The sequence below is a fragment of the Flavobacterium sufflavum genome, from assembly GCF_004016525.1.
GTDB lineage: Bacteria > Bacteroidota > Bacteroidia > Flavobacteriales > Flavobacteriaceae > Flavobacterium > Flavobacterium sufflavum.
The window spans coordinates 41,448-58,736 of the sequence record NZ_SACJ01000004.1; the positions used below are offsets into that span (position 1 = coordinate 41,448).

General features: G+C 34.2%; 14 protein-coding genes and 1 pseudogene. 4 read left to right on the forward strand and 11 right to left on the reverse strand.

The window, feature by feature from the left end; genetic code table 11:
* Nucleotides 1-82: 82 nt before the first annotated feature.
* Nucleotides 83-1,315, reverse strand: a complete 1,233-nt coding sequence (locus EOD40_RS08175; protein ID WP_128194439.1) for a CmpA/NrtA family ABC transporter substrate-binding protein — start codon at nucleotides 1,313-1,315, stop codon at nucleotides 83-85.
* Between the two features lie 872 nt (nucleotides 1,316-2,187).
* Between EOD40_RS08175 and EOD40_RS08180 the strand changes: the two genes are divergently transcribed.
* From EOD40_RS08180 to EOD40_RS08190, 3 genes are all read left to right on the forward strand, one after another.
* Nucleotides 2,188-5,706: a nitrate reductase gene (locus EOD40_RS08180; RefSeq protein ID WP_128194441.1), complete on the forward strand. Its 3,519-nt coding sequence runs from the start codon at nucleotides 2,188-2,190 to the stop codon at nucleotides 5,704-5,706.
* A 75-nt stretch (nucleotides 5,707-5,781) separates the two neighbouring features.
* Nucleotides 5,782-7,224: a rubredoxin gene (locus EOD40_RS08185; RefSeq protein WP_128194443.1), complete on the forward strand. Its 1,443-nt coding sequence runs from the start codon at nucleotides 5,782-5,784 to the stop codon at nucleotides 7,222-7,224.
* Nucleotides 7,225-7,252: 28 nt separating this feature from the next.
* Nucleotides 7,253-7,804 (forward strand): acyl-CoA thioesterase, encoded by a 552-nt coding sequence (locus EOD40_RS08190; RefSeq protein WP_128194445.1) that lies wholly within the window; start codon nucleotides 7,253-7,255, stop codon nucleotides 7,802-7,804.
* A 248-nt stretch (nucleotides 7,805-8,052) separates the two neighbouring features.
* Here the strand turns inward: EOD40_RS08190 and EOD40_RS08195 are convergent, their stop codons facing one another.
* On the reverse strand, nucleotides 8,053-9,240 hold the full coding sequence (locus EOD40_RS08195; protein ID WP_128194447.1) for an alpha/beta fold hydrolase: 1,188 nt from the start codon (nucleotides 9,238-9,240) through the stop codon (nucleotides 8,053-8,055).
* A 355-nt stretch (nucleotides 9,241-9,595) separates the two neighbouring features.
* On the opposite strand from EOD40_RS08195, the pseudogene EOD40_RS08200 reads away from it, so the two are divergent.
* A pseudogene (locus EOD40_RS08200) lies at nucleotides 9,596-9,793 on the forward strand (COX15/CtaA family protein); the annotation flags it as partial.
* A gap of 49 nt (nucleotides 9,794-9,842) precedes the next feature.
* On the opposite strand, the gene moaA reads toward EOD40_RS08200, so the two are convergent.
* The 9 genes from moaA to EOD40_RS08245 all read right to left on the reverse strand — a co-directional run bounded on the left by moaA (nucleotide 9,843) and on the right by EOD40_RS08245 (nucleotide 17,285).
* Nucleotides 9,843-10,850, reverse strand: a complete 1,008-nt coding sequence (moaA, locus tag EOD40_RS08205; protein ID WP_128194475.1) for a GTP 3',8-cyclase MoaA — start codon at nucleotides 10,848-10,850, stop codon at nucleotides 9,843-9,845.
* On the reverse strand, nucleotides 10,837-11,751 hold the full coding sequence (gene moaCB / locus EOD40_RS08210; RefSeq protein WP_128194477.1) for a bifunctional molybdenum cofactor biosynthesis protein MoaC/MoaB: 915 nt from the start codon (nucleotides 11,749-11,751) through the stop codon (nucleotides 10,837-10,839). The genes moaA and moaCB overlap by 14 nt, the downstream gene beginning before the upstream one ends.
* A gap of 2 nt (nucleotides 11,752-11,753) precedes the next feature.
* Nucleotides 11,754-12,185, reverse strand: a complete 432-nt coding sequence (locus EOD40_RS08215; RefSeq protein WP_128194479.1) for a molybdenum cofactor biosynthesis protein MoaE — start codon at nucleotides 12,183-12,185, stop codon at nucleotides 11,754-11,756.
* Between the two features lie 11 nt (nucleotides 12,186-12,196).
* Nucleotides 12,197-13,267: a HesA/MoeB/ThiF family protein gene (locus EOD40_RS08220; protein ID WP_128194481.1), complete on the reverse strand. Its 1,071-nt coding sequence runs from the start codon at nucleotides 13,265-13,267 to the stop codon at nucleotides 12,197-12,199.
* Nucleotides 13,268-13,297: 30 nt separating this feature from the next.
* The gene (locus EOD40_RS08225) at nucleotides 13,298-13,534 is read right to left on the reverse strand and encodes a MoaD/ThiS family protein (RefSeq protein ID WP_128194483.1); all 237 of its coding nucleotides are present in this window, start codon (nucleotides 13,532-13,534) and stop codon (nucleotides 13,298-13,300) included.
* Entirely contained in the window at nucleotides 13,534-14,334 is an 801-nt protein-coding gene (cobA, locus tag EOD40_RS08230; RefSeq protein WP_128194485.1) for a uroporphyrinogen-III C-methyltransferase, read from the reverse strand. The genes EOD40_RS08225 and cobA overlap by 1 nt, the downstream gene beginning before the upstream one ends.
* A gap of 5 nt (nucleotides 14,335-14,339) precedes the next feature.
* A complete protein-coding gene (locus EOD40_RS08235) occupies nucleotides 14,340-14,912 on the reverse strand; it encodes a molybdenum cofactor guanylyltransferase (RefSeq protein WP_128194487.1) in 573 nt (190 codons plus the stop codon).
* Nucleotides 14,913-14,919: 7 nt separating this feature from the next.
* A complete protein-coding gene (locus EOD40_RS08240) occupies nucleotides 14,920-16,092 on the reverse strand; it encodes a molybdopterin molybdotransferase MoeA (RefSeq protein ID WP_128194489.1) in 1,173 nt (390 codons plus the stop codon).
* Nucleotides 16,093-16,322: 230 nt separating this feature from the next.
* On the reverse strand, nucleotides 16,323-17,285 hold the full coding sequence (locus EOD40_RS08245; protein ID WP_128194491.1) for an arginase: 963 nt from the start codon (nucleotides 17,283-17,285) through the stop codon (nucleotides 16,323-16,325).
* Nucleotides 17,286-17,289 lie beyond the last annotated feature (4 nt).

Here is a 17,289-nt window from a genome sequence, read left to right on the forward strand (position 1 = left end):
TTGTTTTTGTTTATTCCGGGTAAACTTATTTTAATATCCCTCCCTTTCGAGAGGGACTTTTTACTGCTTTATTTTTATTTTATTATTTTCTTACTACTTTAAGGTAAGCTGCTGGATTTGCAGGGTTAAAAACCGTTTTATCTATTGTAAGTGAAAATGGTTTCATATCATCAGCAGGTACTTTTATTTTCATACTTGCAGCTACTTCTTTATATAAATCCTGTAGAATTAATTTATCTGCAATTGCTTTATAATTTGGAGCTTCTTTCAAATATCCGAATCTTACATATTGTGCCATTGCCCAGATAGCGTAAGATTTACGAGGAAAGTTTACAGCACCACCTTTATGAAAAATCATTTGGTCTCCTTTGTAGATTTTTTGTCCCAGTTTACAACCCAAGTTGTATTCTCCATTCAATCTATCCTGAATAACATCATCGTTAGCATTTACATAAGGAGCTCTACCAATAACTTCAGACGTTTTTTTACGGTTTGCAGGTACATCTAACCACTTACAAGCCTCCAAAATCGCTTTCATTACTTTTTTAAGATCTTCTCTTCTTTTTACACTAAAGTCTTTGTTTACTACCAATGCTTTTTCTGGGTGATCTTTCCAGATATCCTGAGTAGCGATTTGTGTAAATCCAATTCCCTGCATAGCTGCAACTCCTCCCCAAGGCTCACCAACACAGTATCCATCCATGTTACCTACTTTCATATTCGCAACCATTTGTGGAGGTGGAATAGTAATAATCTTAACCGCTTTTTGATTTAAACCTGCAGCAGCCATCCAGTTTCTTAACCATAAATCATGGGTTCCTCCAGGGAAAGTCATTGCAAAAGTCACTTCTTTTTCGGCTTTCAACTTGGCTGCTACTACCGGAGCAACTTTAGCCATATCTTTGAAACCTACTTTTCCACAAAAATCATTTGATAATGTAATTGCCTGTCCGTTTGAGTTAAGCATCATAGCAATTTTCATTTCTGAACCGGCCTTACCACCTACTCCGGTATAAACTGAAAATGGCATTGTGTACAAACAGTGTGCTCCGTCTAATTCTCCTGTTAAGATTTTATCTCTAACATTAGCCCAGGAAGATTCTTTAGTTACAACTACATCCACTCCGTATTTTTTGAATAATCCTAATTCCTTAGCCATTACAATTGGAGAACAATCCGTTAGAGGAATAAATCCTAATTTAATTGGTTCACCTTGTGCACTAACTTTAATTGATGTTAGTGAAACTATTGTCACCAAACCTGCTAGCATCAATTTTGAAAAGAGTTTTGCCATTTTTTGAGTTGCTTTTTTCATATTAATTATTTTAATTATTTATTGATTTTGTACATAGCAAATGTACGTAAGTACTAATACGTAAAAACCATCTAAAAACCAGTCTAAAACAGCTTTTTATCACAGTAAATCAAAGAATAAAAGCCTTATTAAATCTTGCCAAAACGCATAAAATAACACAAAACCCTTGTAAATACAAGGATTACTTAAAACTCAATACGTAGTTTAAAAAACTAAGTTGTCAATTTCAACACATAAAAAACATACTTATCCTTAAAAAAAGAGATACAATAGCATATCATTTCAATAAATAACTTTGAAAAAAATCAGACACTATACTATAATAATGTATGAGTAAAAACAGTGGAAATCTAAAAACTCATTTTTTACTTAAGCAAAATTTTCACAGTCTTTCATATTTATTAAATAAGAAAATAAAAACCGCTGTTGGGAAACTAAATATCTCAATTCTAAAAAACAACAATATCTCGTTCAATCCTATCCAACAATATAATGTATACCAATATGTTATATATTACTCTAATCCAAACAGTTGAAAAACAGTAACAATAAGGATTTACACAAACTGCATTATATTAAGTAGTATTCTTTTAATCTATAACTGTTTTTAACTTCTGCGTATCCAACATTTCCTCTTATAAAGTCAAAAATTAATGTCAACTCAAATGTTATTTTTTTGAATTAATAATTGTTTTTGGAGGCAAAAAAAAGATAAAAAGCATTATTTTAGGCTTCTTTTATCTTTTTAACAAACTTGAAAAATAAATCAAAATAAATACGTACTTATACTTAATTAATACGTATTTTTACATTTTAAAAGTATAGTTATACCGTTTGAAAAAAGATTTCGCAATTAAAAAATACAAATGATAATGCAAAATTCAGAAATCAAAACTACGTGTTCGTATTGTGGAGTAGGATGCGGAATCATTGTAAGCAAAGATTCCAGTAATGGAGTTACAGTAAAAGGAGATATAGATCATCCAGTAAACAGAGGAATGCTTTGTTCTAAAGGAATGAATCTGCATTATGTAGCTAACGACACTTCTGATAGAATTCTTTATCCTGAAATGCGTTGGAGTAAATCGCACCCTATGGAGCGTGTAAGCTGGGACGATGGTTTAGATCGTGCTGCAGCAGTATTTTCTTCGATAATAAAAAAATATGGCCCCGATAGTGTGGGCTTTTATATCTCAGGACAATGTCTTACTGAGGAATATTATTTGGTTAACAAACTCGTAAAAGGTTTTCTAAAAACAAATAATATAGACACTAATTCGCGTCTTTGCATGAGTTCTGCCGTGGTAGGTTATAAAAAAACCTTCGGAGAAGACTCTGTTCCTATTGCTTATGATGACATCGAATTAGCAGATACTTTCCTAATAACAGGAGCTAATCCGGCATGGTGCCACCCTATTCTATTCAGACGTTTAGAACAACACCGCGAGAAAAATCCAAAAGTAAAAGTAATTGTAATCGATCCACGAAAAACAGATACAGCTTTAACCGCCGATTTGCATTTACAAATTCTGCCTGGAAGTGATATCATATTATACCATGCTTTAGCCAAAAGAATTATCGAAAAAGGCTATGCCGATACCAATTTTGTTAAAAAACATACTGAAAATTACGAAGCTTACAAGGAGTTAGTACTATCTACCTCATTAGAAAGAGCCTCACAACTTTGTGGGATTTCCATCAAAGAAATTGATTTGGCAGCTGATTTAATTGGTAAGGCTCAAGGATTTATTTCCCTTTGGGCTATGGGATTGAATCAAAGTGCTGTGGGTGTTGATAAAAATACCGCTTTACTTAATCTTTCATTGTTAACCGGACATGTTGGAAAACCAGGTTCAGGACCTTTTTCTCTAACAGGGCAACCTAACGCTATGGGCGGACGAGAAGTAGGTGGAATGGCCAGTTTATTAGCCGTTCACAGAGAACTGAACAACCCGGAACACCGTCAGGAAGTAGCCGATTTTTGGGGAGTAGACAGTGTTTCTGAAAAACCGGGTCTTACCGCTACAGAAATGTTTGAAGCCTTAGAATCAGGAAAAATGAAAGCCGTTTGGATTATCTGTACCAATCCAATGGTGAGCTTACCCGATTCCAGAAAAGTGGAAAAAGCCCTGCAAAATGCTAAATTTGTTGTAGTTCAGGAAATATCACATAAATCTGATACCGCAAAATTTGCCGACTTATTGTTACCTGCAGCCGGTTGGTTAGAAAAAGAAGGGACGATGACCAATTCTGAACGACGAATTTCCTATTTGCCTAAAGGAATTAACGCTCCCGGAGAAGCCCTGCCCGACGTTGAAATCCTAACCCGATTTGCAAAAAAAATGGGATTCACTGGCTTTAATTTCAATACTTCTGAAGAAGTTTATAAGGAATATTGCCAGATGACAAAAAATACCAATATTGATATTTCTTACCTCAATTACAACCGTTTAAAACACGAAGGAACTTTCCAATGGCCTGTACCTGATTACGGACATCCGGGTACGCCTCGTCTTTTTACAGATAGAAAATTTTATACGCCTTCGCAAAAAGCCATTTTCAATCTGCCGGTAGCAATCGAAAATACATCTGAACAACCTAGTGATAAATATCCACTTATACTTACCACAGGACGTATTAGAGACCAATGGCATACGATGACCAAAACAGGAAAAGTATCCCGATTACTCTCGCACATCCCTAATCCGTTTTTAGAAATCAATCCTATCGATGCTTTTAAATCAGGAATAGAAAACGGAGATATCGTAGTGGTAACATCCAAAAATGGTGAAGTCCGTGTCAAAGCCACTGTGACTGATTCCATCAAAGAAGGAGTTGTTTTCCTGCCAATGCATTGGGGAAAACAATTAGATAACGACCTGAACAGAACCAATAATCTAACTAATACGGTTATTGATCCAATTTCTAAAGAACCTGATTTTAAATATACCGCTGTTGCCATAGCAAAATATGAAAAACCTTTTCAAAAAATTGCTATTGTTGGTGCTGGAGCAGCTTCTTTCAGATTCATACAAAATTACAGAGAACTTAATACTACCGATGAAATTATTGTTTTCTCTAATGAAGCCAATCCATTTTATAATCGCGTTTTATTACCAGAATATGTTACCGAAGAATTGTCTTGGGAAAACCTATTAAAAATAAGAGACGAAGAAGGTTTAAGCAAATTGAATATTACTTTGAGATCATCGGTGGGTATTGAAAACATCGATACTACCAATAAAACAATCAAAGACAGCCGTGGTGAAACACACACTTTTGACCGCTTGATTCTTGCTACCGGAAGTCGCCCTTTTATTCCAGAAAATGCACAATTACATCTTCCGGGACGTTTTACTATGCGTAGAAAAGAAGATGCTGATAAATTAAAAAACTATTTAGACAATACTAATTTAGCCCCCGAAGATCAACATGTGGTTATTGTTGGTGGTGGTCTATTAGGTCTCGAATTAGCAGCAGCCCTAAAGCATAAAAAAGTAAAAATTACCATTATCCAAAGGGCTTCCCGATTAATGGAACGTCAATTAGATCGTATTTCCTGTAAATTATTAGCCGAAGAAGTTCAGCTTCGTGATATTCAAATTTATTTTGATAATGAAGTAAGTACTGTTTTCGAATCTGATAATGATAATGAATTGGAAATTGCACTTAAGAGTGGTAGAATCCTTACTGCCAATGCCGTTGTTTACGCCATTGGAACTGTACCAAACATAGAAATAGCCAAAGAATCAGGAATTGCCTGCGGACGTGGAGTTAAAGTGAATCAATATTTACAATCTTCAAATCCTGATGTTTTTGCCATTGGTGAAATTGCTGAATTTGATGGTAAATTATTCGGAATTACTTCTGCCGCTGAAGAACAAGCCGATATTTTAGCCAACTATTTTGCCGGGGACATCAGCAGTTTTTACAAAGGTTCAGTACTAATGAACATCCTAAAACTGGAAGACATTAATCTTTGCAGTATTGGTGAACTTAGTATTCCGGAAAATGACGATAGTTATGAAGAAATTGTCTTTGCCGATTTGAAAAAACGCTATTACAAAAAATGTATCGTTAAAGACGATTTGTTAGTAGGAGCTATTTTGATGGGAGATAAAAATGAATTTGCCGAATTCAAAACCATGATTGAAAGCAAAATCGAATTATCAGACAAACGTAACCAACTCTTAAGAGGAAACGGTGCTGCCGCCAAACCTGTTGTGGGTAAATTAGTTTGCTCATGCAGTCAGGTAGGAAGCGGTAACATCGAAGAAGCAGTCAAAGCAGGAACAACTAATTTCACTGAATTGTGTAAATCTACCGGAGCCGGTTTAGGCTGCGGAAGTTGTAAAACCGAAGTAAAAGAGATTTTAGCTAAATGCAAATAAGTTTGTTGTCAATCGCTTATAGTTTATTGTTCAAAAACTATAAACACCAAACTACAAACCTTAAACTTTAAAAACATGGAATTAACTCGATTAATAGTCAAAGGAGGCGTTATTTCGCCAGGTGAACTACGCAACATTGTTAACATGAGTTTAGCGCAAGGACTAAAAGACATTTCCTTTGGTTCCAGACAGGATATTATTTTCCCTAATGGATTTCAATATTCAGAAACGGAAAATAATGGCAAACTACACATCGTTTATCCCAATGAACAAAGTGGAAACAATATTGTTTCTTCTTATGTTTCAACCGATATTTTCAGAAATACACCTTGGCTTACAGGGAATAAATTCCTGTATATTTTAGAGCAATTTAAAGAACAGCCTGTTTTGAAAGTCAACATTACCGACCCAAAACAGCAATTGGTTCCTTTATTTACAGGGCACCTTAATTTTATAGCTTCTGAGCACGAAGATTATTGGTATTTATACATTCGTTTACCAAACTGGCAACGCATGGAAGTATATCCTGTACTAATTTACAGCTGGGATATTTCTAAAATTTATTACGAAATCGAACGCGTTGTTAGCGAAGAGTCAATTGGCATCGACATGATTTTCAATCTCGTAAGCGAAAATTTAGATACCAATAACCGAACAATAGACAAAGCCCTGAATGTTCCTTTTTATCCATTTCCTTATTACGAAGGAATGAACCGTTTAGGAATCGATCAGTACTGGCTTGGATTGTACTGGAGAAATAACCTTTACGATTTAGAGTTTCTAAAAGAAATGTGTGATTTGTGTTTTGACTGCAAAATTGGAAAAATATGTATCACGCCTTGGAAATCCTTTATTGTAAAAGGAATTCCAAAAGACCGAAAATTGGATTGGGAAAAATTCCTTGGAAAAAAAGGAATTAATGTACGTCATTCTCTTTTAGAATTAAACTGGCATCTCCCTGTAGCAACCGATTGGTCTTTAAACCTGAAAACATTTTTAGTTAGAACCTTAGATCAATTTGATATCAGTACCTACGGACTCACTTTTGGTATTTCCGATTACAACCGTGAAGGACATTATTTTACCTCGATTGTAATAGAAAAAAACAAATTACCAAAAGATTTGGAATCCATAAAAATCAGGGATACTTACAATGTACTGTACGCCAAACATTTTGATCCAAATACGCGTGAATACATCGTTCACACCCAAGACATCGACAAACTGGAATTACCTAGTATTTTGATTGAATTGAGTAAAAAATATTTTAATGAACTAGGAAGCATTACTACAAGTGAAAATAATGATGCTGCCACAACTAAGAAAGAAAAACAGGAACAAGACGTTTACCAATGTTCAGAATGTCTTACCATTTATAATTCTGAATATGGTGATACTGTGCAAGGTATCGAAAAAGGAGTTTTGTTTAATGATTTACCTGTTGATTATTGCTGTCCATTATGCGAAGCACCAAAATCTAATTTTGTACTTTTAACGGCCGAAAAACAAGACCATTAAAACCTAAATTACCCTAAAAACAACACTTATGAGTACTGAATATAAAACTGTCGATTCTTCAAAAATAACAATCTCTGAATTAATGCTGCCTTCGCACACTAATTTCAGTGGAAAAATTCATGGTGGTTATATTTTATCGTTAATGGACCAAATTGCCTTTGCCTGTGGTTCTAAATTTTCAGGAAACTATTGCGTTACAGCTTCTGTTGACACAGTAAACTTCCTAAAACCTATTGAAGTAGGCGAGCTGGTAACTATGAAAGCCAGCGTAAATTATGTAGGAAACAGTTCGATGATTGTAGGTATCCGAGTAGAAGCCGAAAACATTCAAACAGGAGTTATCAAACATTGTAACTCATCCTATTTCACAATGGTTGCCAAAGACAAATCAGGACAAAATGTTGCTGTTCCAGGTCTAATTTTAACTACACTTAAGGAAGTAAGTCGTTTTCAAAACTGCTTACGCCAAATTGCATTGAAAAAAGAAAAAGAATACCAAAAAACAATTGCTTCTTTTGGATCTATCGAAAACATTCTAAAATCGAATAATTATAAAGTAAAAGTAGATTTTGAAAAATAAATGTTGCTATAAACTCGACCGTTTGCTAAAACGGCCGAATCTATAAACAACATCTAAAAACGCGAAAAGCACAGTGTAATACTGTGCTTTTTGTATTTACAACAAATTGAAATTGAGTTTTTTTTTACAAATTCAGATTACAAACTTTGTTAAAAAGTGTAAAACGCTTTTTCATTACATGATTATTTTATAATTTACGCTATCATGTTTGGCTATCCTTTCGTTAATCAACTCAAGTACTACTTCCATTATTTGATGTTTATTTCAACTAACCAATTCACAATATCATTAAACACAAAATCCGGGGTAGTTTCTCCTGCGGGGCGTTTCTCTTTTTTTTCACGATAAGGACGTAAACTATGATCTAATCCGTCGTAATATTTCAAACTAAAATTAGTTAATTTATAGTCCTTAATAATTCGTCTAACAGAGTCAACCCCGGGTTTCAAACTAATATTTATATCTTTCTCGCCATAAAGCATTAATACCGGCTGTTTAATTTCAGGAAAATACAATTTGGGATCCCATTTTAATAATTCTATGTTTCTTGGAGTAAACATTCCTAACGATATCAAGTCATTGATAAATTTTTCAGCAGGTATTTTTCCTTCTTTTCGATCATTGTAATACAGCTTAAATTTAGTCCCTTGCCATTTTTTAATAAACAGTTTAACTGCCTGTGTTCTAATGGTATCGTAATTTGAATATTGGGGAATAATTTGTCTCCTAATTGCAGAAATTCCTTTGTAAAAGTTATCATAAAAAACCTCTACTGAGACCTGTTTTTCAGCATTATATACATATCTTTTTTTATTAAATATATAAACTGAATCATTGAGGGTAGTTAGAAAGCCGCCTGGAATTAGGAAAGGTTGATTTCTTTTTTCAACATCATAATCAAATTCATCATAGCCAGTTACTCCAGGGGTGGATAGTAAAATTGAAAAAGCAATATCTTTATGCTGTGAAACCACTATAGCAGCAGCACAACCAGCCTCACTTGACCCCATAATCCCAATCGGGATTTTTTGATATTTTTCATCAGATTTCAAATAAATAAAAACTTTTTCTGTATCAGAAACCAAAGTCTTTATTGATGTTAATGGCCGATTAGAATGCTCATTCCACTTAACGCCTCGGGTCAAAAGCAACACTCCAATATGATTATCAGTAAAGTGTTGAATATATTTCCGCATCAATAAAAGCGTATCTCTGGTAGCAGTAAAGTCGGGGTGAGAATCTTCTTCCCATATGGAAGTTAAACATATGATTATTTTGCCAGGCTTACGATTAGCAGGCAAATACATTGTTCCTTTTAAAGAATGCAATGTATCTTTTTCGAATGCTATTTTTTCGATAATGGGAACACTATCTGCTTCTTTACAAAAACCAAAGGAAATACTAAAAAGAAAAACCAATATATAATTAAAACGCATTTTACAAAATAGGAATATAGTGAAAAAAAAAAAATAAGTTGCTATGCAATAGGATTGTCAATTCCTCCCATATACATTATTTGTTGTTCTGGACTTATAACCGAGTTCATAACTTTTAGTTGGTCTAAGGAAAGTTTCTTTAGGTTATTTTGTTTCCTCATAGTTACTTAATATTTTAAATAAAAATATTAAATCAGAAGTAAATCAATACTAAATTAACACAAAATTAACAAGTATTTTTATTGCTTTTAAACCTTTTATGTAACCGAAACTTCCCTAGTTATGATAATAATGACTCATAAACTCATGACTATTTTTAGAATATTTACCCTCCAATCAAAGAAATACAACATACAAAAGTGACATACAATTTATTCACCGAACCTTAACTTATGTAATTGTAGCCATAATGTTGTTTTTATACTTTAAAAGTAAAAAATTCAATTTGAATCACAACCAGAGAACAGGAATCCAAGCATTGGTGTTTCTTGTCTTTGTACAATTTGCATTAGGGGTTTTCACGCTGCTCTACGGAGTTCCTCTATGGCTTGGAGAAGGAAATCATTTTAGTGAACATGATTTGATTTTAAACAACAATAAACCTATCCACCAATCGCAATCATAGAACGATTGTCTTGATTTAAAAGAGGATTATCAACATCTTCAAGAGTTGTCATTCCTGCTCTTACCTTCTTTTTATTTTTAATCGCTGAGGCAATAATACTTTCAATGTCTTCACCATTTCTATAAGGAGTCAATAAATCAGTTTCTGAATTGGAAAACAAGCAATTCTTGATTTTTCCATTTGCCGTAAGGCGAATTCTATTACAGCCATCACAAAACGGATTCGTAATGGAACTAATGATTCCGAAGCTTCCCAAATAGTCTTTTATCTTAAATTCTCGGGCAGTGAAGTTTTTTTCATCTTGTAGTTTCTCCAAATTGGATTCAGAAAAATGAGCTGAAAGTTGGTCTAAAATTTCCTTTTGAGAAACCATTTTACTTCTGTCCCACTGATTTCCGGCAAAAGGCATAAATTCGATAAAACGAATCGAAATAGGTAAAGACTCTGTTAGATTAATAAAATCAATAATTTCGTTATCATTAAAACCTTTAATCAAAACCACATTTACTTTGACCTTAAAATCATTATTCAATAGCAAATGCAAATTATCAATTACTTTTTCAAACTGATTGCGAAGTGTAATAGTATTGAATTTGGCAGCAACTAAAGTATCCAAACTCAAATTGATTTTTTTGACTTTAAATTGCTTTAAAACTTCAATATGTCGGTCAATTAAAATTCCGTTTGTAGTAATCGAAATTTCTGTTTCTAATTGAGATAGTTTTTCAATGATGTCAGGAAAATCTTTTCGCAAAAGCGGTTCTCCTCCTGTTAATCTTATTTTGTTAACTCCATTATTTACGAATGTTTGGGCGATAGCAAAAACCTCATCGGCAGTCATCAACTCTTTTTTAGGAGTCAATGCAATTCCCTCTGCCGGCATGCAATAAGTACAACGTAAATTGCATTTCTCAATTAAAGAAATGCGTAAATAGTTGTGTTTACGACCAAAATCATCCGTCAATATGGTGTTATTTGGTATCATGATTACTCCCTTTTAGGATGTGAAAAACATGTAAAACATGTGGAAAAACAGCATCCATAGATTCTCTTGCTCCATTAACAGAACCTGGCAAAGCCAAAACTAAGCTATCACCTATAGTTCCAACAACAGAACGCGAAAGCATCGCATACGGCATTCTGTCCTGTCCATAATTGCGAATAGCTTCTTCGATTCCTGGAATTCTGTTTTCCAATAATGGTTCTAATGCTTCAGGAGTAACATCTCTTGGCGAAAGCCCTGTTCCCCCGGTAAAAATCACCAATTGGTTATCCTGAACGTATTTTTTAGTTCTGTCCTGAATAAAATCAACTTCATCAGGAATGATTTCGTAATGTGTTGTTTCAACACCGTAAGATTCCAGTTTTTCAACAATAACTTTTCCTGAACTATCTTCTTTATCTCCCGCATAAATAGAGTCCGAACAAACAAAAACAGCCGCTTTTAAAACATCACGGAATCTGTTTTTATAAGACGATTTCCCTCCTTTTTTCTCCACTAATTTAATAGTCGAAATTTCGATGTTTTTGTCAATTGGTTTCAACATATCATACATCGTCAACGCCACAATAGACGCGCCGTGCATGGCTTCCACCTCTACTCCTGTTTTATAAACGGTTTTCACCGTAAAAAGAATATCAATCGTTAAATCCTTAATTTCATAAGCAACTGCTGTATATTCAATCGGCAATGGATGACAATCTGGAATAGATAAATGTGTATTTTTTACAGCAAATAAACCCGCAGTTTTAGCCATTTCAAGCACATTGCCTTTGGGAACCAAATTTTTCTCAATAGCTTCAATCGTTTCCGGCAAACTAACTTTTACAGTTGCCATGGCAGTTGCCGAACGTAACGTACTTATTTTATGGGTAATATCAACCATTTTTATTTATTTTGCTTCCAAATGAAATCTTCATTCTCAAATATTTCTTTACCAAAGATAGGCACATCCGTCTTAATCCAATTCACAATAGCCTCGGTAGCTTCATAAACCTGAGTTCTATGTCCTGCCGAAACAAAGACAAACAAACAAATTTCACCTGCTTTAACCTCGCCTAAACTGTGGTAAATATGCATACAAACCAAATCAAATTCAGCGAAAGCCTTTTCTCTAACTGCCGTTAAAGCTTCGTTTGCCATTTCTTCATAAGCGGTATATTCTATCGCTTTTACAACATTTTCTTCATGAACATCGGCACGAACCTGACCTAAAAAAATATTGTGTGCCCCAATCGTGTGCTTCCCTTGATGTTTAGCTATCGATTCGGCTATGAATTCAGGAGAAATTGCTCCTTCTATAAAAACTTTTTTACTCATGATTTTTATTTTTAAGAAACAGAAACAGCATCAGTAGCTATAATTCCTTGTAGTTTTAAAGCACCACCTGCAATACTTTGTACTTTTAAAAATTGATGTTTTTTAAGTATTTCAACTGCTTTTTTACTTCTCATTCCCGATTGGCAATACACCAATATCGTTTTATTCGAATCCAATTGATCTAAATTCTCTTCTAACTCAGAAAGCGGAATTTGGATTGCATTTGGTAAACTCATTTTTGGTAACTCTTCTTCATTTCTAACATCCAGAAAAAGGACATCTGGATTTTCCATTTGTTCCAAAGCTTCATTAGCTGTTATTTCTAAAACTGTATTTTCAACAACATTGTATTTTTTTTCGAAATCCAATCGGCTTAATACAATTGTATTGGTTTTAACCAAATCAAATTTTTGTTGGTCGTTATTGAGCATGTTGTAAATCAACAATTCTCCCGAAAGTACATTGCCTATCCCTAAAACCATTTTCAAAACTTCATTGGCTTGAAACATTCCAATAATTCCAACCGAAATTCCCATTACTCCAGCATCAACACAATTTTTACTGTTTGAAGATTCATCCGGAAAAAGACAGCGGTATGTAGGTCCGTTTTGATAATTAAACACTGAAACCTGACCCTGGAATTTATAAATAGAACCGTAAACAAAAGGTTTATTGGTTACAACACAGGCATCGTTAATCAAATATTTGGTATGTAAATTATCGGTTGCATCAACCATAATGTCATAATATTCGAATAATGGAATGGCATTTTTAGCATTCAAAGTATCCGTAATAGCATTAACTTGTATCGAAGGATTCAAAGACAAAGCCATTTCTTTAGCTTCTAATGCTTTGGATTTCCCTATCGCATCGTTTTTATAGATTACCTGGCGTTGTAGGTTACTGATTTCAATGGAATCATCATCAATAATTCCTATTTCTCCAATTCCGGCAGCTGCCAAATACGGCAAAATTGCCGCACCCAAACCACCGGCACCAATAATCAATACCTTAGCTTTGCCTAGTTTTTCCTGGCCTTTTTCACCAACTTCAGGAAGTATAATTTGTCGATTGTATCGCATAATTGCTACCAATTAAGAAATTGTTTTTTTTTAACCTCCGGCAAATGGAGGCAACAAAGCAACAACATCATTAGTCATTAACATGTAACTGTTTTTGTCTTGTACCAGTTTTTGATTGACCGCAATACTATAAGAAAGCGAAGCCAAATCATATTTTTGTTCTAATTCATCTACTAATTCCTGTAAAGATAGATTAGAAATAGGAAGATTTTCTCCTTGTACCTTTGTTTTCTCGGCTACAGCACCAAAATATTTTACACTTAGCATTATTCGATTACATTTAGATTTTGAAAAATAAATTCGTCTTCAGTATAAGCCGCTTTAGTAAAAACAGCAAGTTCAGAAGTATGATTCACCACCTCGCCTATCACGATAATTGCCGGCGAAGCCAGTTTGTGTTCAGCTACTAATTTACTGATAGAACTTACCGTTCCTATTACTTTTTTCTGCGTATCCTTAGTTCCATTTTGAATGATGGCAACGGGTAAATCATCGGTTCTATTGTTTTGATAAATAGATACAATTTCGTCCAGCTTATTCATTCCCATCAAAATCACTACGGTAGCAGATGATTGTGCTGCCAAACTAACGTCTGTAGATAATTTATGAGCCGAAGTGGTTCCTGTAATCACCCAAAAACTTTCTGAAATTCCGCGTTGTGTTAAACTGATTCCATTAGATGCCGGAACTCCTAAAGCCGAAGATATTCCCGGAACGATAGCCGTTTGCAAACCATGTTGTTGAGCAAATTCAATTTCTTCGCTTCCTCTACCAAAAACAAATGGATCTCCACCTTTTAATCGCACCACATGACCGTATTTTTGAGCCATAACCACAATCAATTCGTTTATTTGATCCTGAGTATATGCGTGACAACCAAAACGCTTCCCTACAAAAACAATCTCTGTTCCTGCAGCAGCATATTGCAATAAGTCTTCATTCACAAGTGCATCATAAAGCACTACATCAGCATCTCCTAAGGCTTTTATGGCTTTTATGGTAATTAATTCCACATCGCCAGGACCAGCCCCTACAATTGTCAACTTTGGTGTGTTAGCATTTCTCATATTCTTCAGTATAAATTGGTATTCAGTTCATTTAATTCAGCAAGCGAATTGATATTTCTAAATTCCTTGCTTTTCTCTCCCGCAACTTCAATTATTTGGTGATTCACTTTTTCTAACAAGCGCATCATTTTTAAATCATTTTCTTCTATCGCCTTTTTCAAAATCGGAATTATTTTCTTCGAATAAATTCCTATCAAAGGATGGATTTTATTGGCATCTGAAAAAACAGAAACCTCAAAATCCGTTGTATGTTTTGTTATCAATTCCGATAATAATTCGGTCGAAATTAAAGGAATATCACAACTTAATATTAAATTGATTTCAGACTCTGAATGAACCAATGCCGAATAAATTCCGCCAATAGGTCCTTTGTCTAATTCAATATCTTTTATTTTTTTATAAGGCAAATAATCGTAATCGGATGTATTTGTCACTAATTGTATTTCATTACTAATAGGCAAAGCCGCTTCAATAATATGCTCAATAAATGGCGTTCCCTGAAAAAGCACCAATCCTTTCTCCGACTGCATTCGGCTACTTTTGCCTCCACAAAGAATTGATATGCTTACTTTTTTCATTTTTCTTTCAATTAAAAGGCAAAACTACAACTTCCTGATTCGCCTTAACATGAGTAATATCATGTGGTACAACAATAAAACTATTTGCAATCGAAAAAGTATTTAGCATCGCCGAGCTTTGACTATCTAAAACAGTCACCTTTTCATCTTCATACAAGGCTTTTAAAAACAAGGTCTTTCCAGATGTATTATTAAAAGCAGCACTTATTTTTCGCTTCATTTCCGGTAAATGTATCGCTTCAAATCCCATCATTTTTTTCAAAGCAGGCAAAGCATATACATAAAAGCAAGTCAGTGACGAAGCAGGATTTCCCGGTAAAGCAAAGACAATTTTATTTTCTTTTCGTCCAAAAAACAAAGGCTTACCCGGTTTTTGATTAATCTTATAAAACAACTCAGTCACTCCATTTTTCAATAAAGCTTCTTTGACATAATCATAATCACCTACCGAAATTCCGCCTGAAATCAACACCACATCAAAATTAGCAAGACAGCTTTCTACAGCTTTTGTTGTCTTTTTTAAACTATCTTTTACCTTAAAGACAGTTGCTTTCTTAATCCCAATTGTTTTTAAAGCGGCTTCTATCATCAGCGAATTACTCTCATAAATCTTTCCTTTTGGCAATTTATTTCCTGCTGAAACCAATTCGTTTCCGGTAACCAAAATGGCTACTTTTGGTTTTTCATACACCTTGATTTTTGTAATTCCCAAACAAGCTAAAAAACCAATAGCCGCCGGAGTAATTACTGCATTTACATCAAAAACCAATTCACCTTTTTTAATCTGCTCTCCTTTTGCTCTTACATTGGCACAAGCCTCTGGCATTTTTTCAATTTGAAGCAAATTATCGGTTCTTGTTGTATGCTCTTGCATCACAACAGTATCAGTATCATCAGGAACAAAAGCACCGGTAAAAATTCGAACCGCCTGATTTCCTGCAACTTTTTCATCTAAAAAATCTCCCGCCTGAGCAATTTTAACCACTTCAAACTGCGTCAATTCGCCGTGAGTAAAAGCGTATCCATCCATCGCCGACTGACGGAAAGGAGGCATATTTATTGGAGAATAAATAGCTTCTGCCAAAACATATCCCAGTGATTTACTCACTTTTATTTTTGTAATTGGCATTTTACAACTATTCTCAGCTATAATATTTAAAGCTTCGGCTACTTGAATCATAAAAACTGATTTTTAAAACTAAGTATAAATACTTATGCAAATATACGTAATTTTGATTTGTATTGTTATAAATTAACGGTTTTAAAGAGCGAAATACAATAAATAGAATTTACTCTCTATAAATTGCGAAAAAACAAATTTTTAATTGCTTTTTGTTACAAATCTTTAAAGTGTGTTTTCACAAAAGCACTTTAAATTTAGAATTTTGTTTGCTAAAACCGCCTAAAAAGCTATTCATTAGGCAAAACCAAACTGGATGTAATTTGTTCTAAAATCTCAAAAGCAGTTTCAGCCATTTTATTTCCTTTAGTATCTACAAGCGGATTGATTTCGCAAAATTCGATACAAATTACTTTTCGTGACATGATAATTTGATTGATCATTGCAATCACCTCATATTGATCAAAACCTTTTGAAACAGGAGTCCCTGTTCCATTAGAAATCAAATCACAATCTAAAGAATCCACATCAAAAGAAATATAAATCATATCGCAATTAGACAATTGTGACAAAGCTTTTTCGACACAATTTTCTAAACCTTTATACCTAACTTCTTCGACCCTGAAATTTTTAATACCTAATTCGGCGATTTGTTTGTCTTCTGCCTCTTCAGTATCGCGAACACCAAAATAGATCAGATGTTCCGGATCAATCTTAGCCGCTTCAATCCCAATGTGTTTCATCTCCTCCCAATGCTGTTGAGTTTCGGGAATGACTTCATTAATTTGGCATTTCAAATTATCCAAAGCTAAGGCTGCCGCCAAAGGCATTCCGTGAATATTTCCAGATGGAGAAGTATAAGGCGAATGCAAATCGGCATGGGCATCAATCCAAACCACACCTAAGGTTTCATGAGGATAAACGGCTTTAATACCGCTTATTGTCCCCAATGCCGAAGAATGATCTCCTGATAAAACGATAGGCAAAAAATCAGCTTCTAAATTTCGTTTTATGGTATAGGAAACACGGGTACATTGCTCTAAAACAAACTCGATTCGCTTAGCAAATGTATTTCTATTCTTATCATAAATACTTTCGTTATGCGTTTTTACATCTTCAAAAGTAAATTGGTTAAAATACTCACTCCCGTGATTAATTGCAGCAACTTCCAATGCATCAACCCCTAAATCAGAACCACGGGTTCCACCACCAATATCCGAGCGATTTTTTATTAATTTAACAACCCGATCCATAGTG